The following is a 20,553-nucleotide window of genomic DNA, read 5'->3' on the forward strand; positions in this document are numbered from 1 at the left end:
GCCGGGCGGGTCGGGGTCAGGCGCGACGGATCACGATGTCGCCGACATGGGTACGGGCATGGACCTCGACGGTCTCGTCGGAGGCGTCGGGGCCTTCGGCCGCGCCGAGCGCGTTGCGGACCGTGCCGAACTTGGAGTGGACGTCCAGCCAGGCCGCGGTGGACTCGCGGATGCCGACCTCGACGTCCCCGACGGCGGTCTGGAGGTTGATCGTGCCGCGCGCCACCTGGTTCACGCTGATGGCGCCGTTGGCGGACTTGGCCTCGACCGAGGTCCGCGCGGTGCCGACCGAGATGCGGCCGTTGGCCGCGTTGACCTTGAGGGGGCCGCTGATCTCGCCGATCGCGGTCTCGCCGTTCCCGTTCTTGACGGTCGCCGCTCCCACGATCTCGCCGACGTCGACGCGGCCCGACCCGTGGATCTCGGCGTCGCCCACGGCCCGGTCGACGCGGATGTCGCCGTGGTCGGTCCGCAGGTTCACGACGGTGGCCTCGTCGAGCCGGATGTCGCCGAGCGAGGTCTTGATGCGGCACTCGCCGAGGGGTCCCTCGCAGAGGTAGTCCCCCATGGGGGAGGTGCCGCGGACCTGCGAGCCGGCGGGCAGTTCGACGATCACGTCGATCGAACCGACCTTGCCGAACAAGGAGCGCTTCTTGGGTCCCCTGACCGTCAGCGTGCCGTTGGCGTAGGTGACCTTCGCGTCCTGTGCCGCCCGTACGTCGATGTCGACGGCGCCGTTGCTCGGCAGCACCTCGACGACGGTGTCCTGGCGCTTGCCCGCGACGATGCGGACGTCGCCGATTTCGAATTCGAGGATCGCGGTGATGGGTCCGGCGGTTTCGTAAGAAGGCATGGCTGTCCCGTCCTCTTGGTTTTGAAGGGTGTTGACGCAGGTGGGGCGCTCGTACGGGTACGAGTGCGGGTACGGGTACGGGTACGAGTACGAGTGCGTGCGTGTGCGGCGGAGCGCGGTACCGGGGCTAGCGGACCCAGCCCCGGTAGCCCTGGCCGTGGCGCTGGGCGCGGGCGGGCGGGCGGGCCGCCGCGCCGCCCGGTTCCAGGGCGATGGTCACGGCCCGAACGAGCCAGGCGTTGACCGATAGGCCCTCCTGCCCGGCCGCGTCCTCCACCCGGGCCTTGAGGGGCGCCGGGAGCCGGAAGTTGATGCGGGCGGTGGCGCCGTCGTCGCCTTCCACGGTGAGTGGCGCCATGGGTGCCACGGATGGCGCCACCGGGGGGCCGGCCTCCTCGGGGACCTCCGGGCCGGGCGGCGCCGTCACCACGAACTCGGGGTCGAGACCCCGCAGTCGCACGTCCACCGAACCCGGGGCGAGCTCACGGGTGATCTCGTCCGAGGCGGCGGACAGGGCGTTGAGGAGGGTCAGTCGGGCGGCGGACTCCAGCGGGGCGGTCAGTCGCTCGGCCAGGGCGCGGGCCTCGTCCCCGCCGGCGTTCGCGGCGACCGCGAGCTCATGGCGGAGGTGATCGACGTAGGGGGTCAGGTCCATGTGCGCCATAGTGGCACCATCATGGCGCCATCGCAAGCATCGGTGGCGCCATGGTGAGTCGCGGTGGCGCCACTTGGCGTCCTATGGCCCCCTGCGGTGCCGGTCGATGCCCTGTGGCGCCGCGTGGCGCCACCGGTCAGTCGCGGACCTCGAAGCCTTCGAGTCCCTCGGGCCGTTCCTCCCGGACCTCGACGCGGGCCACGCTCGCCGCGCTCGGGCCGTGGTGGGCCCACTCGACCATCCCGGCGACCGCGGTCGCGGCTCCCTCGAACGCGGCCTCGACGGTGCCGTCGGGCAGGTTGCGCACCCAGCCGGCCACGTCGTGATCGAGGGCGGTGCGGCGGCAGGTGTCGCGGAAGAAGACTCCCTGCACCACGCCGTGGACGACCACTCGGCTGCGAACCCGCTCCATGGGTCGACCGTAGCCGGGTGGCGTCGGATCGGTGCGGAGCGTGACCGGCCCGTCACGTCGTGTCGCTGTCGCAAATCTTCACGCGGTGAAAGTGGAGGGGATGCCTCCCGTTACATTCCTCCTCGAAGACGATGGCGGTTTGGGTCGATTTGGCGCCAGGGGTCGGCGGGGCGTCGGACTTTGTTACTCGATCTCGTGGAGAACCCGTGGTGATCCGCCGAATCAATCGGGAAGCCCTCCGGGGGAACCGTCATCTCGCGTGTTCGAGGGCGTCAACACGGTTCGCCCGGCCGCCCGTTCGCGTGCTTACATCTGCCCACCGCAGCAATGCCGGTAAGTGGTCGGACCGCCTTGTCGCGGGCCGCCCACGTCATGTGAGAAGCAATCAGACGACTGAAGGGTGCGCACATCATGCGTAACGACATCGAGACCCGTGAGATCGCCGACGACGAACTGGACGCGGTTTCCGGCGGTGTCAGCATTTCCGGTGGCCTGCTCGGCGGTGTGACCGGCGACGTCTTCCACGTCGTGAACGAGGTCACCTCGCTCCAGACGGTCCACGGCGCCCTGTCCCTGCCCGGCCAGGTCGAGGGCATCGTCGGCGTCCGCGCCGGTGTCGCCGGCCTCTGAGCCGAACCGGACAACAGTGCGCGTGAACCCCGGGACGTCAGCGTTCCGGGGTTCACGGGTGCCCGTTTCATGAAATGCAGTCGAAGGACAGGTCGTGCAGTTCCGTCAAAAGGCGCTCTCCAAGCTGCAATCGCCCGAAGAACTCGATCTGCCCGTACGTTTCGCACGCCCGCAGGGTCGATTCGTTCTCGCCGTCACCGTCCTCGTCATGACCGCCGCGGGTTTCTGGGCATTCACCGGATCGGTTTCCTCCAAGCAGAGCGCACCCGGCATCCTCACGCGTGCCGAAGGCAGTTATCTGCTGCAGAGCCCCTTCTCCGGACAGGTCACCGCCGTGGTCGCCAAAGAGGGCCAGCTCCTTTCCCCCGGCGCGCCCCTGCTCCAGGTCGCCACGGACCAGGGGGAGCGGACCGTACGGGTGGTCGCGGGCGGGCGGGTGACGAGCCTGGTGGCCAAGACGGGCGCGGTCCTCACGACGGGCGCCGACGTCGCGACCGTGGAACGCGTGAAGAACGCGGACGACCCGCTGGTGGCCGTGCTCTACCTGCCCGCAGCGAGCGGCGCGGAGATCCGCCCCGGGGCCTCCGTCGACCTGAACGTCCAGTCCGTGCCCCAACAGCGGTTCGGCGTACTGCGCGGCCGGGTCAAGGAAGTCGGCCGCGCCCCCCAGACCGGGGCCCAGCTCGCCGGCTTCCTCGGCGACACCCGCCTCGCCGCCGAGTTCGCGCGCCAGGGCGATCCCGTAGCGGTGCTCGTACAGCTCGAACGCTCCTCCGCGACCGCGTCCGGCTACCGGTGGTCCTCCGCGGACGGGCCCCCGTACGCCCTCGACTCCACGACCCGGGTCACCGGAGCCGTCCACCTTCCCGCACAGCGCCCCGTCGATTGGCTGCTCCCGTGACCGCCGTGCCACAGGCCTCCCGCGTCCCGTCCGGCGGCCGCCGGCGCCGCCGACCGCCCGTTCCCCGGGGCCGAACGCCCCGCCCCGTACGCACGCCCACCGTGCTCCAGATGGAGGCGGTGGAGTGCGGCGCCGCAGCGCTGGCCATGGTGCTCGGCCGGCACGGCCGCTTCGTACCGCTGGAAGAGCTGCGCATCGCCTGCGGGGTGTCCCGCGACGGCTCGCGCGCCGGCAACCTCCTCAAGGCCGCCCGCGGATACGGGCTGACGGCCAAGGGCATGCAGATGGACCTGGCCGCGCTCGCCGGAGTGAGCCCTCCGGCCATCCTCTTCTGGGAGTTCAACCACTACGTCGTCTACGACGGCACGGGCCGCCGCTTCGGCCGCCGGGGCGTGTACGTCAACGACCCCGCCAAGGGTCGGCGGTTCGTCCCCATGGAGGAGTTCGACACCGCCTACACCGGTATCGCGCTGGTCTTCGAGCCCGGCCCGGGCTTCCGCCGCAGCGGCCGCAGGCAGGGCGTCCTGAGCGCCGTGCCGGCCCGGCTGCGCGGCACTTCGGGCACCATGCTCGCCGCCGTGCTCTCCAGCCTCCTGCTGGTGGCCGTCGGCGCGACCGTGCCCGCGCTGAGCCGTACGTACATCGACATGTTCCTCATCGGCGAGCAGACGTCCCTGTTGGGCGTGCTCTTCCCGTCGATGGCGGCGGCCCTGCTGCTCACCGCGGTCCTCACCTCGCTCCAGCAGGCCAACCTGCTGCGCGGCCGCATCATCTCCTCGACGCTCGGCAGCGCCCGCTTCCTGCGGCACCTGCTGCGGCTGCCGGTCTCCTTCTACGCCCAGCGCAATCCGGCCGACCTGGTCCAGCGCCTGCAGTCCAACGACGCGGTCGCCGAAACCCTCGCCCGGGACGTCGCCGCCGCGGGCGTGGACGCCGTGGTGGTCGTGCTCTACGCGGTCCTGCTGTGGACGTACGACCCACAACTCACCGCCGTCGGGGTGCTCATCGCCCTGCTCAACCTCGTGGCCGTGCGGATCGTGATGCGGGTGCGGGCCACCGGCACCCAGAAGCTGCGTGCCGAGAGCGCCAGGCTCACCAACACCTCGTACAGCGGCCTCCAGCTCATCGAGACGATGAAGGCCACCGGCGGGGAGAACGCCTTCTTCCGCCGCTGGGCCGGTCAACACGCGGTCACCCTCGACGTACAGCAGCGGCTCGGCGTCCCCAGTACCTGGCTCGCCGTCGTCGCGCCGACGCTCGCCGCGCTGAACAGCGCGCTGATCCTGATGATCGGAGGCCTGCGGGCGGTGGAGGGGCACCTCTCGGTCGGCCTGCTCGTCGCCTTCCAGGCCCTCGTGACCAGCTTCACCGCGCCGATCACCCGGCTGGGCGGCGTGGCCGGACGGATCCAGGACTTCGCCGCCGACGTCGCCCGCCTCAAGGACGTCGAGAACTTCCCCGTCGACCCGCTCTACCTGCGGGACGCGCGGCACTCGCGCGGCGGGGCACCAGCCGGTACCCGCCGCCTCAAGGGCCACGTGGAGCTGGAGGGCATCACCTTCGGATACAGCCCGCTCGACGCACCCCTGCTCAAGAACGTCTCGCTCACGGTCGGCCCCGGACAGCAGGTCGCGCTCGTCGGTGGCTCCGGCAGCGGCAAGTCCACCGTCTCCCGGCTGATCTCCGGCCTCTACACCCCCTGGGAGGGCGCGATCCGCATCGACGGGATGCGGCTGGAGGACATCCCCCGCGGAGCGTTGGCCGCCTCCGTCTCCTTCGTGGACCAGGACGTCTTCCTCTTCGAGGGCACCGTCCGCGACAACGTCGCGCTGTGGGACCCCTCCATCCCGGACGAGGCCGTCGTCACCGCCCTCCAGGACGCCGCCGTGTACGAGGTGGTCGCGCGCCGCGCCGGCGGCATCCACAGCCGCGTCGAGCAGGACGGCCGCAACTTCTCGGGCGGCCAGCGCCAGCGCCTGGAGATCGCCCGTGCCCTCGTCCGCCGCCCCAGCGTCATGATCCTGGACGAGGTGACGAGCGCCCTGGACGCGGCGACCGAGCAGATCGTCATCGACAACCTGCGGCGCCGCGGCTGCGCCTGCGTGGTGATCGCCCACCGGCTGAGCACCGTACGCGACAGCGACGAGATCGTCGTGCTCGACCGGGGCACGGTCGTGGAGCGCGGACGGCACGAGCAGCTGCTCGCCGCGCGGGGCGCCTACGCCGAACTGGTCAAGGAGCACTGAGGTGGCAACCCCCCACCAGACCCCCCAGATCCACGGGACCCACCAGGACTACGGGACCCACCAGGACTACGGGACCGCCCAGGACTACGGGACCCACCCGAGCCACTTCGCACCCGATCCGGTCGTCGCGGCCCTGGGCGGCCTCGGCTCGGCGGTCGACTGCACCGGCCTGCGCAGCCTGTCCCTGGAGGGGCCGCTCGTCCTGTGGCTCGTCGTCGAGGGCGAACTGGACCTGTTCGCCGTCGACGCCGCGCAGGCGGGTCACTGGCACTTCCTCGGCCGGCTGGAGCCGGGCGCGCTGCTCCTGGGCCCGGCCGACGGCCCCGCGCACACGCTGACCGGCCGACCGCTCCAGGGCTGCGCACTGCGCCGCATCGAGCTGCACGAGCTGCACCGCGCCGCGTACGCAGCCCCGGGCGCCCCCGCGGACGGAGCCTGGGGGTGGCACGCCGAGGCATGGCACGACGGATTCACCGACGGGGCGCCCAGCCCGCTGGAGGACGCCTTCGCCCGTGGCATCGGCCGCGGTCTGCGCGTGCTGTACCAGGCACCGCTGGAGAGCCGGCCGACCGCCGGTCGGGGCGGGGCCGACGACGACATCCTGTGGATGCAGGTCCCGCCGGGCAGCGTGCAGTACGGCGCCGTGTACGAGCCGCACCACGGCGCGGCCACCGCCGCGGGCACGCTCCTCGTCGACGGGGCCGTGTGGCAGGGGATGGTGGACCAGCAGTACCGGCTGCTGTCCGCCCTGGACCGCTGGATCGAGCAGGACGAGCGCGCCCACGAGGACCGCACGGCGGCCGGCATCGAGGCCGGGGAGGTCGCTCGCAGCCAGGCGGACCGGGCCCTGCTCGCCTCCATCGGCCGCTCCCGCAGGGGCTCCGGCGGCGCCGCGGGCGACGACGCGACCTTCGCCGTGTGCCGCCTGGTCGCCGCCGACGCGGGCATCGCCCTGACCGAGCCGACGGGTGCGGACGGGGCCGGCGGGCGGACGGACCCGGTCGAACGCATCGCGCTCGCCTCCCGGGTCCGCGCCCGGCCCGTCCGGCTCGCCGGGCACTGGTGGCGGGAGTACAGCGGGCCCCTGGTGGGCCGGCGCGCGGATGACGGCACGCCGGTCGCGCTGCTGTGGCGCCGCGGCCGCTACGAGGCCGTCGACCCCGCCCCCGGCGGGCGGGAGCGGGGCCGGCGCAACCAGCGCATCCACCGGGACGACGCGGCCGAATTCGCGCCGCACGCCGTCATGTTCTACCGCCCGCTGCCCGACCGGAAGCCGGGCCTGCTGCATCTGGTCCGCTTCGGCGTGCGCGGCAGCGGCCAGGACCTGCGCAGCCTCGTCATCGGCGGGCTGGGCGCGGTCGGGCTCGGCGCCGTCGTCCCCGTGGCCACGGGACGGGTGCTCGGCACGTACGTACCGCACGCCGAGGACAGCCTCATCGTGCAGACCGCGCTGGCGCTCATCGCGACCAGCGTGGTCTCGGCCGCGTTCATGCTGCTCCAGAACGTCTCCATCCTGCGCATGGAGGGCCGGGTCGAGGCCGCGTTGCAGCCGGCCGTGTGGGACCGGCTGTTGCGGCTGCCGGTGACCTTCTTCGCCGGCCGCTCCACCGGGGAACTGGCCGGCGCAGCCATGGGCATCAGCTCCATCCGCCGTGCGCTGTCCGGCATCGTCCCGGTGACCCTCCAGGCGGGCACCGTCGGCACCATCAACCTCGTGCTGCTGCTCTTCTACAGCGTGCCGCTCGCGCTGGCGGCGCTCGCCATGCTGATCGCCATCGCCGTCGTGTTCCTGGGCCTGGGATTGTGGCAGCTGCGCTACCAGCGGCAGTTGATCCGGATCGGCAACAAGCTCGACAACCAGGCGTTCCAGACGCTGCGCGGACTGCCCAAACTGAGGGTGGCCGCGGCCGAGAGCTTCGCGTACGCCGCCTGGGCCCGGGAGTTCGCCCGTACCCGCGAGCTGCAGCAGCGCATCGGCCGGATCAAGAACGTGGTCACCGTGCTCAACGCGGTCTATCTACCGCTGTGCACGCTCGTGATGTTCATGCTGCTGGCCGGACCGGCGCGGGGCAGCATGTCGGCGAGCGAGTTCCTCACGTTCAGCACCGCCGTGACCATGATGCTGTCCTCGGCCACGCAGCTGACCGGCGCCCTGCTCTCGGCCGCAGCCGTGCAGCCGATGTTCGAACAGGTCAAGCCGCTCCTGCGGGCGACCCCCGAGGTGCTCGCCGGAGGCATCCGGCCCGGGGAGCTCAGCGGCGCCGTCGAGGTGAAGAACCTCTCGTACCGGTACGCGGACGACGGCCCGCTCGTACTGGACGACGTGTCGTTCCAGGTGCGGCCCGGTGAATTCGTCGCCGTCGTCGGGGCCAGCGGCTGCGGCAAGTCGACCCTGCTGCGCATGCTCATCGGTTTCGACCGGCCGGCCTACGGCAGCGTCCTGTACGACGGCCAGGACCTGGCCGCACTCGACCAGGCGGCCGTACGCCGCCAGTGCGGGGTCGTCCTCCAGAACGCGCAGCCGTTCTCCGGGTCGATCTTCGACTGCATCCGCGGCTCCGGAACCTACTCCCTCGAAGAGGCGGGGGAGGCCGCCGCGCTGGCGGGCCTCGCCGAGGACATCAAGGCCATGCCGATGGGCATGCACACCGTGCTGTCCGACGGCGGTGGCACGGTCTCGGGCGGGCAGCGCCAACGGCTGATGATCGCCCAGGCCCTCATCGGCAAGCCGCGCATCCTGTTCCTCGACGAGGCCACGAGCGCGCTGGACAACGAAGCCCAGCGCGTGGTCATCGAGTCCACCCGCGCCCTGCGAGCCACCCGCATCGTGATCGCCCACCGACTGTCCACCGTCCTGGACGCCGACCGGGTGATCGTCATGGCGGACGGGCGCATCGCCCAGCAGGGGACGCCCGCCGAGCTGCTCGCCGATGCGGCGGGACCGTTCCACGAGCTGGTCCGCCGCCAGGTCGGCCCCTAGGTCGGGGCCGGGGCCGGTGCCGGGGCTGCCGACGGGGTGCCAGCCCGGTCGGCGGACGGGGAGGCGTCCTCCTCGGGCGGGAGGGCGAACACCCGGAGGAAGAGCTGTGAGAGCGGCCCGATGGCCAGTGCGTACGCCAAGGTGGCGACACCGGCCGTGCCGCCCAGCAGGACGCCGGCCACGAGGACGGTCAGCTCGATCCCGGTGCGCACCAGCCTCAGCGACCAACCGGTCCGCCGGTGCAGCCCGGTCATCAGGCCGTCGCGCGGCCCCGCCCCGAAGCGGGCGGCGATGTAGAGGCCGGTCGCGGCACCGTTGAGGACGATGCCCGCGGCCATCAGGGCGGCCTGCGCGAGGGCTCCGCGCACGTCCGGCACCACCGCGAGGGTGGCGTCCATGGTCAGGCCGATGGCGAAGACGTTGGAGAAGGTGCCCAGCCCCGGCCGCTGCCGCAGGGGTACCCACAGCAGCAGGACCAGCGCCCCGACGGCCACCGACACCGTGCCGATGCTCCACCCCGTGCGCTGGGCGAGCCCTTGGTGGAACACGTCCCACGGGTCCAGCCCCAGCCCGGCGCGGACCAGGAACGCGGAGCTCGCGCCGTACAGCGCGAGGCCGGCGTAGAGCTGGAGGAGCCGACGGGGCAGACGCCGCGTGGGGCGGGCGGGGGCGAGTGGCACCGGTGGATCCTTTCGGGAGGCCAAAAGTTGACGCATCCCACGATCTGGCATCCACCGAACAGCTCAACAGGGCCAATCGAAGGTAAGTGGCCTTGTTCGGGTGGCCTGGTTTCCGGAGTTGCTACGCGCCGTCCCCTTCGTGAGAACAGGCACATTTTCGCCCTGTTTAGTCCGAATTGGTGAATGCTGGTTCCCGGTCCAGACCGACCTACCAGCGCCACCGGCACCGGGAGAGACGAGACACATGCGACGCGTACACCGCCCGACGATCAACCGGCGGACGGCCCTGCCCCTCGTCGGCGGAGCCGCCGTCCTGGGCTTCGGCTGCCTCTACCTCACTGGTCTGGCCGTCGCCGGCGACGCCATAGCCGACGGCACCCACGTGCGCGGGGTCGACATCGGCGGCATGAGCCGTACGGAGGCCAAGGCGGCCCTCGACCACGCGCTCGGCCCCGCCGCTGCCGCCCCGATCGAGGTGCGCATCGGCGAGCGCGCCGAGCGGGCCGCCCCCGCCGCCTTCGGCCTGTCCCTGGACACCGCCGCCACCGCGGACCGCGCCGCGCAGTCCGGGTCCGACCCCGTCACCGTGATCGGGCGCCTGCTCACCCCGGCCGAGGACCGGGAGGTCGAGCCGGTGATCCGCACGGACGGCCCCACGAACACCGCCGAGGTCGACCGTCTCAACGCCGCCGGGCACGAGGCCCGCGACGGCGCCATCACCTTCGAGGACGGCACGGCCCGGGCCACCGCCCCCGTCACCGGCGTCGCCGTGCGCGCCGGCCAGACCGCCGACACCGTGCGCGCCGCCTACCTGCGCCCGCAGGGCGGTACGGTCGCGCTCCCGGTGGACCAGAAGGCTCCCGTGGTCGGCCAGCAGGAGACCACCCGGGCCCTGAAGGAGTTCGCCGAGCCCGCGATGTCCGGCCCGATCACCCTCACCGTGGCCGGAAAGCCCGTCACCCTCACCCCGGCGGTACTCGGCCGGTACCTGACGGCCGAGCCCGACGCCCACGGCCGGCTGGTCCCGAAGCTCGACGCCGAGGGACTGCTGGCCGATCCCGCGGTGGCCCGGCAGGTGGCCGCAGCCACCAGCCCGTCGCGGGGGGCCACCTTCCGCGTCGACTCCGCCGGCCGGGCGGTCGTCGCCGAGGACGGACGCTCGGGGGCGCAGGTCACCGAGAAGGCCTTCGCCGACGCGGTGGTCCCGCTGCTGACGCGCTCGGGCGCCGCCCGTACCGGGGAGGTGGCCGTGCAGACGGTGCCCCCGCGCCTGACCGCCGCGAACGCTCAGCGCCTCGGCATCAAGGAGCAGGTGTCCTCCTTCACCGTGAAGTTCCCGGCCGCCCCGTACCGCACCACCAACATCGGGCGGGCCGTGGAGCTGATCAACGGCTCCGTCGTCATGCCCGGCGAGACGTGGAGCTTCAACAAGACGGTCGGCGAGCGGACCAAGGAGAACGGCTTCGTCGACGGCATCATGATCAACGACGGCCAGTTCGTGAAGTCCCCCGGCGGCGGTGTCTCGGCGGTCGCGACGACGATGTACAACGCCATGTTCTTCGCGGGCGTCCAGCCGCTGGAGCACGGCGCCCACTCCTTCTACATCGAGCGGTACCCCGAGGGCCGCGAGGCCACCGTCGCCTGGGGCACCCTCGACCTGCGCTGGAAGAACGACTCCGGCCACGCGATCTACGTCAAGGCCGATTCCTCCGACACCTCGGTGACCATCAGCCTGCTCGGCACGAAGAAGTACGACGAGATACGCGCGACCCAGGGCCCGCGGGAGAACACCACCCCGCCGGGCAAGCGCACGGGCTCCGGCCCCACCTGCGAGGTGCAGACCCCGCTGGAGGGCTTCGACGTCAACGTCGGCCGGGTCTTCGTCCAGGGCGGCAAGGAGGTCAAGCGCGAGACCTACCGTACGCACTACACCCCGCGCGACGAGGTCACCTGCGACGACCCGCAGGCCTCCGCGACCCCGGCCGCCCCGACGGCCTCGGCCGCGCCGAAGCCGGGCCGCGCCTGACGTCTGCCGCCGACGGGGCCCGGCACGATCCGGACGACGGGCCTCGGGGGCGGGACCCTAGATGAAGGGGGAGTGCGGGCGGGCGCGCCAGGACTGCGCGGGATGGTGCACCACCGACCGCAGGTTGCGGTCCCAGTGGGCGCGGTGGTGCCGGCCGGAGCGGGGCGCGCGCGGCACGTCGGCCGCGCGCGCCAGGATGAGCAGGGCGGCCGTGAGGGCCGCCAGTTCTATGTGGTCCGGGGTGCCCCGGACCACCCGGATCCGGTGCCGGCGTATCACCAGGTCACCGGGAGGGTCTTGGGCCCGCGGATCAGCGCCCCGGCCTGCCATTCGAGCTGCTCGGGCGGCACGGCCAGGGCCAGGCGCGGATAGCGTTCGAGCAGCGTGGTGACGATGATCTCGGACTCCATCCGGGCCAGCATCGAGCCGACGCAGTGGTGGGGCCCGTTCCCGAAGGCCATGTGGGCGATCGGCCCGCGGTCGAAGTCCAGCTTGTCGGGCTCCGGGAAGACCTCGGGGTCGCGGTTGGCCGCGAGGTACGAGGAGTACACCGTCTCCCCGGCCTTGATGGTGACGCCGGCGATGTCCACGTCCCGCGTGGCGATCCGCGGCAGACCCACTCCGCTGCGGTGCGGGATGAAGCGCAGCAGCTCGTCGACGGCCTGCGGGATCATCTCCGGCTCCCGGCGCAGCCGTTCGAGGTGCTCCGGATGGGTGAGCAGGGCGTAGATCATGTTGGCGCTGTTGTTGCGGACCGCGTGCGCACCGCTCACGAGGATGGCGGTGGCGATGGAGACGGCCTCCGGCTCGGTGATCTCACCTGCGTCGGCGGCCCCGGCGAGGACTCCGGCCAGGTCGTCGCTCTGCTTCTCCCGGCGCATGGCGAGCAGGGCCACCACGCATTCGCGCACCGTCTTCAGGGCATCGGTGCTCTTGTCGGGGGACGGGCCGGGGGTCATGATCACGTTCGCCCAGGAGGTCATGTTCCTGCGCATGTCCTGGGGCATCCCCAGCAGGTCGGCGACCGCCGCGAGGGGGAACGGGCCGTGCAGGTGTTCGACCAAGTCCGCGGGTGAGCCGTGCTGCTCCATGGCGTCCAGGAGGCTGTCGGCGGTCTGCTGCACGGTCGGCCGCAGCTTCTGCATGCTCTTGCCGGTGAACGCCCGGGCGACCACCCGGCGCATGTCGTTGAGGCGCGGCGGGTCGGCGTAGTTCATCGACGCCTGCTGCGAGGCGATCGCGTGCGGGGAGGAGGCGGTGATCGTCCGGCCGACCAGTTCCCGCCTGCTGAAACGCGGGTCCGTGGTGGCCGCCTTCACGTCGGCGTAGCGCGCCATCAGCCATGCGGTGCCCTGGCCGAACGGCAGCCGGATCCGGGTGGCCCGTTTGTCCCGCAGGCGGTCGTGCAGGAACGGGTCGAAGTCCAGCGCCTCGAAGTCGTCCAGGTTCCAGCAGTGCACCGGTTCGCCCGTGGCCGGGTCCGTTTCCGGCACGTCCGGCTTGAGGGTCGTTTGCGGGTCTGAGGTCATGGTTCATCTCCCTGCGTGGATGTCACCCCCCAAGGCGCGATTCCGCGGGAAATCGGCACAGCCATCCCTTCCCTCTCGTCACGCGCTCCGCTGCCTTCACGGCGCAGCGTCACCGGATTGGCGCATGTCACCAACGCCGTAATCCCGCGCGCGCATCCGCCGGAGGTCCGTGAGGCTGTGTCAGACACGAAAGGAGAGCCACCCATGGCGACTCTGTGCAGGCCAACGGTGTGCGTGCCCGAGCACGTGATCACGATGGAGCAGACCCTGGATCTGTGCCGGTCCGTGCACGCGGACCATCCGCAGCTCGACCTGGCGCTGCGCCTGATCCGCAACACCGGCGTCGCGAAGCGGCACATCGTGCAGCCCATCGAGGAAACGCTCAAGCACCCCGGGTTCGAATCGCGCAACGCCGTGTACGAGGCCGAGGCCAAGGCGCGGGTCCCGGCGGTGGTGCGCCAGGCGCTGGAGGACGCCCAGCTCCGGGCCAAGGACATCGACATGATCATCTACGTGTCGTGCACGGGCTTCATGATGCCCTCGCTGACCGCTTGGATGATCAACGCGTTGGGCTTCCGGACGGACACCCGACAGCTGCCCATCGCCCAGCTGGGCTGCGCGGCGGGCGGCGCAGCCGTCAACCGGGCCCACGACTTCTGCACCGCCTACCCCGAGGCGAACGCGCTGATCGTGTCCTGCGAACTCTGCTCGCTGTGCTACCAGCCCAGCGACCTGGAGGTCGGCAACCTGCTCTCCAACGGCCTGTTCGGCGACGGCGTCGGTGCCGCCGTCGTCCGCGGCCGCGGCGGCACCGGTATGAAACTGCACCGCAACAGCTCGTACATCATCCCCCAGACGGAGGACTGGATCATGTACGACGTGCGGTCCACCGGGTTCCACTTCAAGCTCGACCGGCGGGTGCCCGGGACCATGGAACCGCTCGCGCCGTCGCTCAAGGAGCTGGCCAAGGCCCATGGGTGGGACGCCGCGGCGCTGGATTTCTACATCATCCACGCCGGCGGGCCCCGCATCCTGGACGACCTCAGCAAGTACCTCGGTGTGGCACCCGAGGCATTCCGCTTCAGTCGGGCCACACTGACCGAGTACGGCAACATCGCCAGCGCCGTCGTCCTGGACGCACTGCGTCGACTCTTCGACGAGAACGGCACCGCCGATGACGCGCGGGGACTGCTGGCCGGTTTCGGCCCGGGCATCACCGCAGAAATCTCACTGGGCAGCTGGACCTCGGAATGAGGCACCGGGTGAGGGAGGAATCCGAAGAATGCTGAAGGACGGCCCCGCAACCGCAAGGCCACCCATCACGCACTGGCCCACCCCGGCCCTGGACGGGGTCGACTTCGACCCCGTCCTCGCCGAGTTGATGCGGGCGGGGCCGATCACCCGGATCCGCATGCCCAACGGAAGCGGGTGGGCCTGGCTCGTCTGCCGGTACGAAGACGTGCGCATGGTGGCCAACGATCCCCGGTTCAGCCGCAAGCTGGTCGCGGAACACGATGTCACCCGTCTGGCCCCCCACTTCATCCCCGCGCCCGGTGCGGTCGGCTTCGAGGACCCGCCCGACCACACCCGGCTGCGGCGCACCGTCGCCGCCGCCTTCACCACCAGCGGGGTGGAGGCACTGCGCGCACGGGCCAAGGAGATGCTCGACGCCCTCGTCGACGGCATCCTGCGCGACGGCCCGCCCGTGGACCTGACCGAGCGCCTGCTCGCACCCTTCCCGCTCGCCGTCGTGTGCGAGCTGATGGGAGTGCCGGAGGCCGACCGGCCCTTGGTGCACGAGTGGACCACCCTGATCCTGTCCTCGGCCCAGGGCGCCGAGCGCAGCGAGCAGACGAAGAACGACATGTGCGCCTACCTCGGCGGACGCATGCGCGAGGGTGAAGTGGCCGGTGGTGACAGCGTCATCGGGCTCCTCGTCAAGGCGGTCGAAGCCGGCGAGGTCACCGCCGAAGAGGCCACCGGCCTCGCCCTCCTGATCCAGATCGGGGGCGAGGCCGTCACCAACAACGTGGGCAACATGGTCTACATCCTGCTCACCCGTCCGGACCTGATGGACCGGATGCGCAGGGACCCGGGTGTGCGGCCCTCGGCCATCAACGAGCTGCTGCGCTACATCCCGCACCGCAACGCGGTCGGGCTCTCCCGGATCGCCCTCGAAGACGTCACCGTGGCCGGCCAGCTCATCCGGGCGGGCGAAGCGATCTACGTCTCGTACCTCGCGGCCAACCGCGACCCGGACGTCTTCCCCGACCCGCACGGGCTGGATCTGGAACGCAGCCCCAACCCGCACGTCTCCTTCGGCTACGGACCCCACTTCTGTCCCGGGAACATGCTGGCCCGCCTCGAATCCGAACTGCTCGTGGACGCCCTGCTCGACCGCTTCGCGGACCTGCGCTTCAGCGTCCCTCCGAGCGAACTGCGCTGGCGGCCAGGGGCCCTCATCCGCGGGCCCGAAGGTCTGCCCGTGACCTGGTCATGACCGCGCACGTCGCCCGCGACGGGCTGCTCGTGCCCCCGGGCCACGGCCGCAAGCTGCACACCGACGCCCAACAGGTCACGTTCAAGGTCACCGGGGAGCACTCCGCGGTGGCCTCCAGCTTCGAGGTCGTCGTACCGCCCGGGTTCGACGTCGGTGCGCACCTGCACACCCGCAGCGAAGAGCTGTTCTACGTCCTGGAGGGTGAACTCGACGTCATGGCCTTCGAGCCGCGCGTCCGTTCCGGCGACGATTGGCGACACTGGGAAGCGCTCGACGGCCGCCAGGTCGTCCGTGCCACACCCGGAACCGTCATCGTAGTTCCCCCCGGGTGTCCGCACGCCTTCGCGAACCCGACCGGCGAACCGGCCCGGATGTTCTTCCAGGCCTCTCCGCCACCCGATCACGAGCGGTACTTCGAGGAGCTCCTCGAACTGCTCGACACGAGCGCCACCCCGGATCCCGCCGCGATCCGCGAACTCCGGGTGCGCTACGACATCGAACAGCTCACGCCGTTGCGCCACGAGCTGTCCTGAACCACCACCGCTCCACCCCCCCTCACACACCACGCTCGGGAGAATTGATGCTGCGCACGCGCCGCAAGCTTCGCACCGCCACGTACGCCCTGGCGACCATGGTCGCCGCCAGTGCCTCGCTAGCCGTCGGCCCGGCCAGGGCCGCCGACTCCCTGCCGTCGCACTGGTGCTACGTCAACGGTGTCGAGGCTCCGCCCGGACAGGAAGTGCGCGGAACGTCGGCCGACGACACGATCCTGTGCGAGAACGACGTCGAGAACGTGATCATCTACGGCGGGGGTGGCAACGACAACATCCGCGTCAAGGGCATGCTGATCGACTCCCAGGTGCTCGGCGGCGAGGGCGACGACACGCTCCAGGTCAACAACCTCTCTCCGCGCAACGGCAACGCCTCGGTGCGCGGCGGCGCGGGCAACGACACCATCATCACCGCGCTCGTCATGGGTACGGCGGAGCACGGCGCCAGCGTCTACGGCGACCACGGCGACGACAAGATCACCACGGGCAGCGTCATGGGCCAGCCGGGCGAGTACGAGCGCGGCGGCGGCCAGGTCTTCGGCAACGACGGCAGCGACCTGATCCGCACGGGCAACGTCGACCTCGGCGGCCGGGTCCTCGGCGGTAGCGAGAACGACGTGATCGAGCCCAAGTCGGTGGGCGCGGAGTCTGCGGGCATCGTCCAGGGCGGCCCCGGCAACGACACGGTCCGCGGCCTGAACGACACCGTCCTGACGATCGGACCGGGCTACGGCCAGGTCGACGGCGGTATCGGGACCAACACCTGCCGGGTGAAGCACTTCTCGACCGGCGACCGGGTCCGCAGCTCGCTGGCGAACTGCCCGTCCACCGAGGCGGGCCCGGCGACCCCGGCCGCCCCGGCGGCGCAGGCTCCCGCGACCCCGGCCAAGCCGGCGGCCCCCTCTTCCGCGACCCCGGCCAAGCCGGCGGCCCCCTCTTCCGCGACCCCGGCCAAGCCGGCGGCCCCCTCTTCCGCGACCCCGGCCAAGCCGGCGGCGCCCGCGGCCTCCGGCAGCCACTCACCGCGCTGACGGGCGGCGGCTCCCGGGCGCGCCATGTGAGCGCTGCATGGACAGGCCGCCGGGAAGCAGGAACAGGGTCAGCACCGCGCCGACGGCGAAGATCACCGCCGATGCCGTGAAGACCGTGTGGTAACCCTCCAGGGCAGCCCGCGCCATCAGTTCCGGCGTGGGCTGTCGGCCTGCCAGGGAGCGGGCGACGGCTCCGGCGGCAAGGGTGCTCATGAGCGCCGTGCCGACGGAGCCGCCCGTCTGCCGCATGGCGTTGACCGTCGCGGAGCCGACTCCCGCGTCCCGCGGGTCGATGCCCGCCGTACCGAGGTTCATGGCGGCCGCCGTGATCAGGCCCATGCCCAGCCCCGTGGCCACCTGGCCGGGGAGCACTTCCACCAGGTACGGGCCGCTCGCCGTGAGGTTCGTCAGCCAGGCCATGCCGCAGGCCGACAGCAGCATGCCGGTGACGATGCGCGGGCGCCCGCCGATCTTGCCCAGCAGCCCCGTGTTGCTGCCGATCGCGCTGAGCATGGTGCAGCAGGACATCGGCATGAAGGCCAGGCCCGTCAGGGCCGGGCTGTAGCCGCGGGCGTGCTGCAGGTAGTACGTGAGGAACAGGAACACCCCGAACATGCCGACACCGGTGATGAACACGGAGGCCAGCGCCGTCCCCCGGACCCGGTCGAGCACGATCCGCAGCGGCAGCAGGGGGTGTGTGCTGCGGCGCTGCCACCAGACGAACGCGGCGAGCAGCAGACCGGCGGCGGCCAGGAAGCCCAGGGTGTGCACCGACTCCCAGCCGCGGGGACCGGCCGTGGCGAGCCCGTAGACCAGGCAGAACAGCCCGGACGAAGCCAGCACCGTGCCCGGCAGGTCCAGTCGGGGAGGGGCGGTGGGCACGGACCGCTTGAGCAGCAGCACCGCGCCGATGACGGCGACGGCGGCGAAGAGCAGGTTCACGTACATGGTCGAGCGCCAGCTCAGGTGCTGGGTGAGGAACCCGCCCAGCAGCAGCCCCACGGCACCCCCGGACGCGGCGAGCGCCCCGAACACGCCGAAGGCCTTGGCGCGTTCGGCGGGGGCGGAGAACGTGGTGGTCAGCAGTGAGAGCGCGGCCGGAGCCAGCAGCGCCGCGAACACGCCCTGCAGGGCGCGGGCCGTGACGAGGATGCCGAAGGTCGCAGCGGCGCCGCCGAGCGCGGAGGCCGCCGCGAAGCCGATCTGGCCGATGAGGAAGGCCCGCCGCCGCCCGAACAGGTCGGCCAGCCTCCCGCCGAGCAGGAGCAGACTGCCGAAGGTGATCGCGTACGCGGTCACCACCCACTGCCGCTGGTCGTCGGAGAACCCGAGACCGGCCTGGGCGGAGGGCAGGGCGATGTTCACGATGGTGGCGTCGAGGACGACCATGAGTTGGGCGATGCCGATGACGGCGAGGATCCACCACCGGCGCGGATCAGGCTGCGCGGCGGCGTCGGGGAGGGCCGGAGTGGTGCTGGTTCCGGGGCGGTGCGGCTCTGCGGACATGGTGGTACTCCATGGGTTCCGCTCGTTCTCGCTGGCGAGAGGGCGTGCGCGTGTGACTGTCTGGTTCGAAGATGCGTGAGACGGCCCCGTCGCCCGCGCACCACGCCACGACGCCGTCCGGATGGACCAACGCAGCGATCGTTTCTCCTACCGTTTCCCTTTGTCGTCTCCCTTGTCGTCTCCCCCTTGGCTCTTCTTCCGCTTCCGCGCGGTGCCGGCAGGGCGGCCGGCGTGGAGTTCCAACGCGCCCGTGCCCTCGGTGCGGGCGCGCAGGCAGGCCTCGATCTGGCGGCGCAGTGACGGTTTGACCAGCGCGCGCAGCTCCCCGGCGGGCACCGCCCGCCAGCGCAGCAGCTCGAAGGGGGCGAGCCGGATCCGGGCCAGGGCGGCGGGGTCCAGGACCCCGCCGTCGTAGAGGAAGCGGATGCGGGCCGGGTAGTCGGGCTTGTGGGACCAGTTGACGCCGAGCAGCCGGCCTGGTTCGAGGTCGAGCCCGAGTTCCTCGCGCACCTCCCGGCGTGCGGCGGCGCGCGGGGTCTCGCCCAGGTCACTGTCGATCCCGCCGCCCGGCAGGTTCCAGCGCCCCGGCTTGCCGTACGTGGGCTCCACCAGCAGGATCCGGCCGGCGGCGTCGGTGTACAGCACGCTCGCCGCCGTGATCGCCTTGGGGCGGGCGGCCCGGTGGCTCGCGGCGTCGAAGGAACCTGCGTGTTCGAGGGCCGTGCGCCGCTGCGGGTCCAGGCCGGCGGGGGAGCCGGGCTGGGGCACGCCGTCGACGAGGTGTGCGAGGGAGCCGGAGTACAGGGCGGCCAGACCGGCGCGCAGCCGGGGCGCGATCCGGGCGGGCAGTACCGCGTACGCCTCCTCCGGTGCGAGCCACCGGGCCGTGGCGACCTCACCGTCCGGGAAGGAGAGCGCACCGGCCTGCTCGGGCGAGAGCGGCCCTACGAGGTGGACGTGCGCGATGAGGGCGCGGCCGAGGGAGCCGGGCCGCCGGGAGTCCACGGCGAGCAGCCGGCCCACCGGAACGGACAGGTCGAGCTCCTCCGCCAGCTCGCGCGCCAGCGCCTCCTCCGGGGTCTCGGTGTCCTCGACCGTGCCGCCAGGGAGTTCCAGGTCCGCCTTGTACGAGGGCGTCAGCACGAGGACCCGCCCGTCGCGGTCCAGCACGATCCCGGTCGCCGCGACGAGCGGGGACGGCCGGGCGGCGTAGTACGCGCGGACCTCGTCGGGGGAGGGGCGGGGGCCGGGGCGGTCGGCCGCTCGGTCGGACGGGTCGGTGGCCGGGCGGTCGGCCGGACGGTCGGGCACTGCGCACTCCTGGGGTCGGGCGGCGGTACGGGGCGGATCCGCATCCGCGCGGGCCCGCCGCGGTCCGCGGTCAGGCCCGGGCCAGGAGCATCCCGCCCATCGTGACCATGGTCGCCGCGACGAGCCCGTCCAGCACCCGCCAGGCCGAGGGGCGCGCGAGCAGGCCGCTGAGCAGCCGGGCCCCGTAGCCCAAGGTGGCGAACCAGATCAGGCTGGCCAGCCCGGCCCCGATGCCGAAGGCCCAGCGCAGGTCCCCGCGGTCCGCGGCGAGGGAGCCGACCAGCAGCACGGTGTCGAGGTAGACGTGCGGGTTGAGCCAGGTCATGGCCAGGCAGGCCAGCACGGCCCGGCGGCGGGACCCGGCGGCGTCTCCCGCGGTGTCCAGGGCGGCGCCGGGAGTGGGCCGCAGCACCCGGCGGGCGGCGAGGATCCCGTAGCAGATCAAGAAGGTGCCGCCGGCGATGGCGACCGCGGTCAGCGCGGCCGGCCAGGCGGTGACGAAGGCCCCCACCCCGGCGACCCCGAGGGCGATGAGGGCCGCGTCGGAGACGGCGCAGATCGCGACCACGGCGAGGACGGCGTGCCGGCGGACCCCCTGCCGCAGGACGAACGCGTTCTGTGCGCCGATGGCGACGATGAGGGAGAGTCCGGTGCCGAAGCCGGCGAGTGCCGCCGCGATGATGCCGTGTGTCATGTCGTCGACCGTAGGTATCGGCGCGCTTTCAGTACAGCTAAAGATTTT

At 72.1% G+C, this 20,553-nt stretch carries 18 protein-coding genes; 9 read left to right on the top strand and 9 right to left on the bottom strand.

What is annotated here, in order from left to right:
• Positions 1 to 16 precede the first annotated feature (16 nt).
• From OG974_RS04185 to OG974_RS04195, 3 genes are all read right to left on the bottom strand, one after another.
• Positions 17 to 853 (bottom strand): DUF4097 family beta strand repeat-containing protein, encoded by an 837-nt coding sequence (locus tag OG974_RS04185; RefSeq protein ID WP_327279607.1) that lies wholly within the window; start codon positions 851 to 853, stop codon positions 17 to 19.
• A gap of 127 nt (positions 854 to 980) precedes the next feature.
• Positions 981 to 1,508 (bottom strand): hypothetical protein, encoded by a 528-nt coding sequence (locus OG974_RS04190; RefSeq protein WP_328764364.1) that lies wholly within the window; start codon positions 1,506 to 1,508, stop codon positions 981 to 983.
• A 136-nt stretch (positions 1,509 to 1,644) separates the two neighbouring features.
• Positions 1,645 to 1,920 (bottom strand): acylphosphatase, encoded by a 276-nt coding sequence (locus tag OG974_RS04195; RefSeq protein ID WP_327279609.1) that lies wholly within the window; start codon positions 1,918 to 1,920, stop codon positions 1,645 to 1,647.
• A gap of 411 nt (positions 1,921 to 2,331) precedes the next feature.
• On the opposite strand from OG974_RS04195, the gene OG974_RS04200 reads away from it, so the two are divergent.
• The 4 genes from OG974_RS04200 to OG974_RS04215 all read left to right on the top strand — a co-directional run bounded on the left by OG974_RS04200 (position 2,332) and on the right by OG974_RS04215 (position 8,677).
• Positions 2,332 to 2,550, top strand: coding sequence for a hypothetical protein (locus OG974_RS04200; protein ID WP_054223694.1), 219 nt, complete (start codon positions 2,332 to 2,334; stop codon positions 2,548 to 2,550).
• 94 nt (positions 2,551 to 2,644) lie between these two features.
• Entirely contained in the window at positions 2,645 to 3,451 is an 807-nt protein-coding gene (locus OG974_RS04205; RefSeq protein WP_329315195.1) for an HlyD family efflux transporter periplasmic adaptor subunit, read from the top strand.
• Positions 3,452 to 3,561: 110 nt separating this feature from the next.
• Positions 3,562 to 5,697: an NHLP family bacteriocin export ABC transporter peptidase/permease/ATPase subunit gene (locus OG974_RS04210; protein ID WP_327285863.1), complete on the top strand. Its 2,136-nt coding sequence runs from the start codon at positions 3,562 to 3,564 to the stop codon at positions 5,695 to 5,697.
• A 133-nt stretch (positions 5,698 to 5,830) separates the two neighbouring features.
• Positions 5,831 to 8,677, top strand: coding sequence for an NHLP bacteriocin export ABC transporter permease/ATPase subunit (locus tag OG974_RS04215; RefSeq protein WP_371646729.1), 2,847 nt, complete (start codon positions 5,831 to 5,833; stop codon positions 8,675 to 8,677).
• On the opposite strand, the gene OG974_RS04220 is transcribed toward OG974_RS04215, so the two are convergent.
• Positions 8,674 to 9,357, bottom strand: coding sequence for a YitT family protein (locus OG974_RS04220; protein WP_371645420.1), 684 nt, complete (start codon positions 9,355 to 9,357; stop codon positions 8,674 to 8,676). The genes OG974_RS04215 and OG974_RS04220 overlap by 4 nt on opposite strands.
• A 244-nt stretch (positions 9,358 to 9,601) precedes the next feature.
• Here OG974_RS04220 and OG974_RS04225 point away from each other — a divergent pair, with 244 nt between their 5' ends.
• Positions 9,602 to 11,383 (top strand): VanW family protein, encoded by a 1,782-nt coding sequence (locus OG974_RS04225; RefSeq protein ID WP_327279612.1) that lies wholly within the window; start codon positions 9,602 to 9,604, stop codon positions 11,381 to 11,383.
• A gap of 57 nt (positions 11,384 to 11,440) precedes the next feature.
• Here OG974_RS04225 and OG974_RS04230 read toward each other — a convergent pair whose 3' ends face one another.
• Positions 11,441 to 11,662, bottom strand: coding sequence for an acyl-CoA carboxylase epsilon subunit (locus tag OG974_RS04230; protein ID WP_327279613.1), 222 nt, complete (start codon positions 11,660 to 11,662; stop codon positions 11,441 to 11,443).
• Positions 11,659 to 12,912: a cytochrome P450 gene (locus OG974_RS04235; RefSeq protein ID WP_327279614.1), complete on the bottom strand. Its 1,254-nt coding sequence runs from the start codon at positions 12,910 to 12,912 to the stop codon at positions 11,659 to 11,661. Before OG974_RS04235 ends, OG974_RS04230 begins: the two co-directional genes overlap by 4 nt.
• 204 nt (positions 12,913 to 13,116) lie before the next feature.
• Here OG974_RS04235 and OG974_RS04240 point away from each other — a divergent pair, with 204 nt between their 5' ends.
• From OG974_RS04240 to OG974_RS04255, 4 genes are read left to right on the top strand one after another with little or no spacing between them, the layout of a single operon-like run.
• The gene (locus tag OG974_RS04240) at positions 13,117 to 14,166 is read left to right on the top strand and encodes a type III polyketide synthase (protein ID WP_327279615.1); all 1,050 of its coding nucleotides are present in this window, start codon (positions 13,117 to 13,119) and stop codon (positions 14,164 to 14,166) included.
• Positions 14,167 to 14,194: 28 nt separating this feature from the next.
• Positions 14,195 to 15,412, top strand: coding sequence for a cytochrome P450 (locus tag OG974_RS04245; protein ID WP_371645423.1), 1,218 nt, complete (start codon positions 14,195 to 14,197; stop codon positions 15,410 to 15,412).
• The gene (locus OG974_RS04250; protein WP_327279617.1) at positions 15,409 to 15,945 is read left to right on the top strand and encodes a cupin domain-containing protein; all 537 of its coding nucleotides are present in this window, start codon (positions 15,409 to 15,411) and stop codon (positions 15,943 to 15,945) included. The genes OG974_RS04245 and OG974_RS04250 overlap by 4 nt, the downstream gene beginning before the upstream one ends.
• A 47-nt stretch (positions 15,946 to 15,992) precedes the next feature.
• Positions 15,993 to 16,994 carry a hypothetical protein gene (locus tag OG974_RS04255; RefSeq protein WP_327279618.1) on the top strand — a complete coding sequence of 334 codons (1,002 nt, stop codon included), beginning with the start codon at positions 15,993 to 15,995 and terminating at the stop codon, positions 16,992 to 16,994.
• Here the strand turns inward: OG974_RS04255 and OG974_RS04260 are convergent.
• The 3 genes from OG974_RS04260 to OG974_RS04270 form a co-directional block, all read right to left on the bottom strand.
• A complete protein-coding gene (locus OG974_RS04260) occupies positions 16,983 to 18,500 on the bottom strand; it encodes an MFS transporter (RefSeq protein ID WP_327279619.1) in 1,518 nt (505 codons plus the stop codon). The two genes, OG974_RS04255 and OG974_RS04260, sit on opposite strands and share 12 nt — an antisense overlap.
• A gap of 147 nt (positions 18,501 to 18,647) precedes the next feature.
• The gene (locus OG974_RS04265; protein ID WP_327279620.1) at positions 18,648 to 19,811 is read right to left on the bottom strand and encodes an NUDIX hydrolase; all 1,164 of its coding nucleotides are present in this window, start codon (positions 19,809 to 19,811) and stop codon (positions 18,648 to 18,650) included.
• Between the two features lie 70 nt (positions 19,812 to 19,881).
• Positions 19,882 to 20,505, bottom strand: coding sequence for a LysE/ArgO family amino acid transporter (locus OG974_RS04270; protein WP_327279622.1), 624 nt, complete (start codon positions 20,503 to 20,505; stop codon positions 19,882 to 19,884).
• Between the last annotated feature and the right edge of the window lie 48 nt (positions 20,506 to 20,553).

Source organism: Streptomyces sp. NBC_00597 (assembly GCF_041431095.1).
Lineage (GTDB): Bacteria > Actinomycetota > Actinomycetes > Streptomycetales > Streptomycetaceae > Streptomyces.

Coding starts and splice junctions, on each gene's coding strand:
- OG974_RS04240 (WP_327279615.1), top strand. CDS start 13,117: ATGGCGACTCTGTGCAGGCCAACGGTGTGCGTGCCCGAGCACGTGATC.
- OG974_RS04195 (WP_327279609.1), bottom strand. CDS start 1,920: ATGGAGCGGGTTCGCAGCCGAGTGGTCGTCCACGGCGTGGTGCAGGGA.
- OG974_RS04235 (WP_327279614.1), bottom strand. CDS start 12,912: ATGACCTCAGACCCGCAAACGACCCTCAAGCCGGACGTGCCGGAAACG.
- OG974_RS04185 (WP_327279607.1), bottom strand. CDS start 853: ATGCCTTCTTACGAAACCGCCGGACCCATCACCGCGATCCTCGAATTC.
- OG974_RS04255 (WP_327279618.1), top strand. CDS start 15,993: ATGCTGCGCACGCGCCGCAAGCTTCGCACCGCCACGTACGCCCTGGCG.
- OG974_RS04250 (WP_327279617.1), top strand. CDS start 15,409: ATGACCGCGCACGTCGCCCGCGACGGGCTGCTCGTGCCCCCGGGCCAC.
- OG974_RS04200 (WP_054223694.1), top strand. CDS start 2,332: ATGCGTAACGACATCGAGACCCGTGAGATCGCCGACGACGAACTGGAC.
- OG974_RS04245 (WP_371645423.1), top strand. CDS start 14,195: ATGCTGAAGGACGGCCCCGCAACCGCAAGGCCACCCATCACGCACTGG.
- OG974_RS04225 (WP_327279612.1), top strand. CDS start 9,602: ATGCGACGCGTACACCGCCCGACGATCAACCGGCGGACGGCCCTGCCC.
- OG974_RS04190 (WP_328764364.1), bottom strand. CDS start 1,508: ATGGACCTGACCCCCTACGTCGATCACCTCCGCCATGAGCTCGCGGTC.
- OG974_RS04210 (WP_327285863.1), top strand. CDS start 3,562: ATGGAGGCGGTGGAGTGCGGCGCCGCAGCGCTGGCCATGGTGCTCGGC.
- OG974_RS04270 (WP_327279622.1), bottom strand. CDS start 20,505: ATGACACACGGCATCATCGCGGCGGCACTCGCCGGCTTCGGCACCGGA.
- OG974_RS04260 (WP_327279619.1), bottom strand. CDS start 18,500: ATGTCCGCAGAGCCGCACCGCCCCGGAACCAGCACCACTCCGGCCCTC.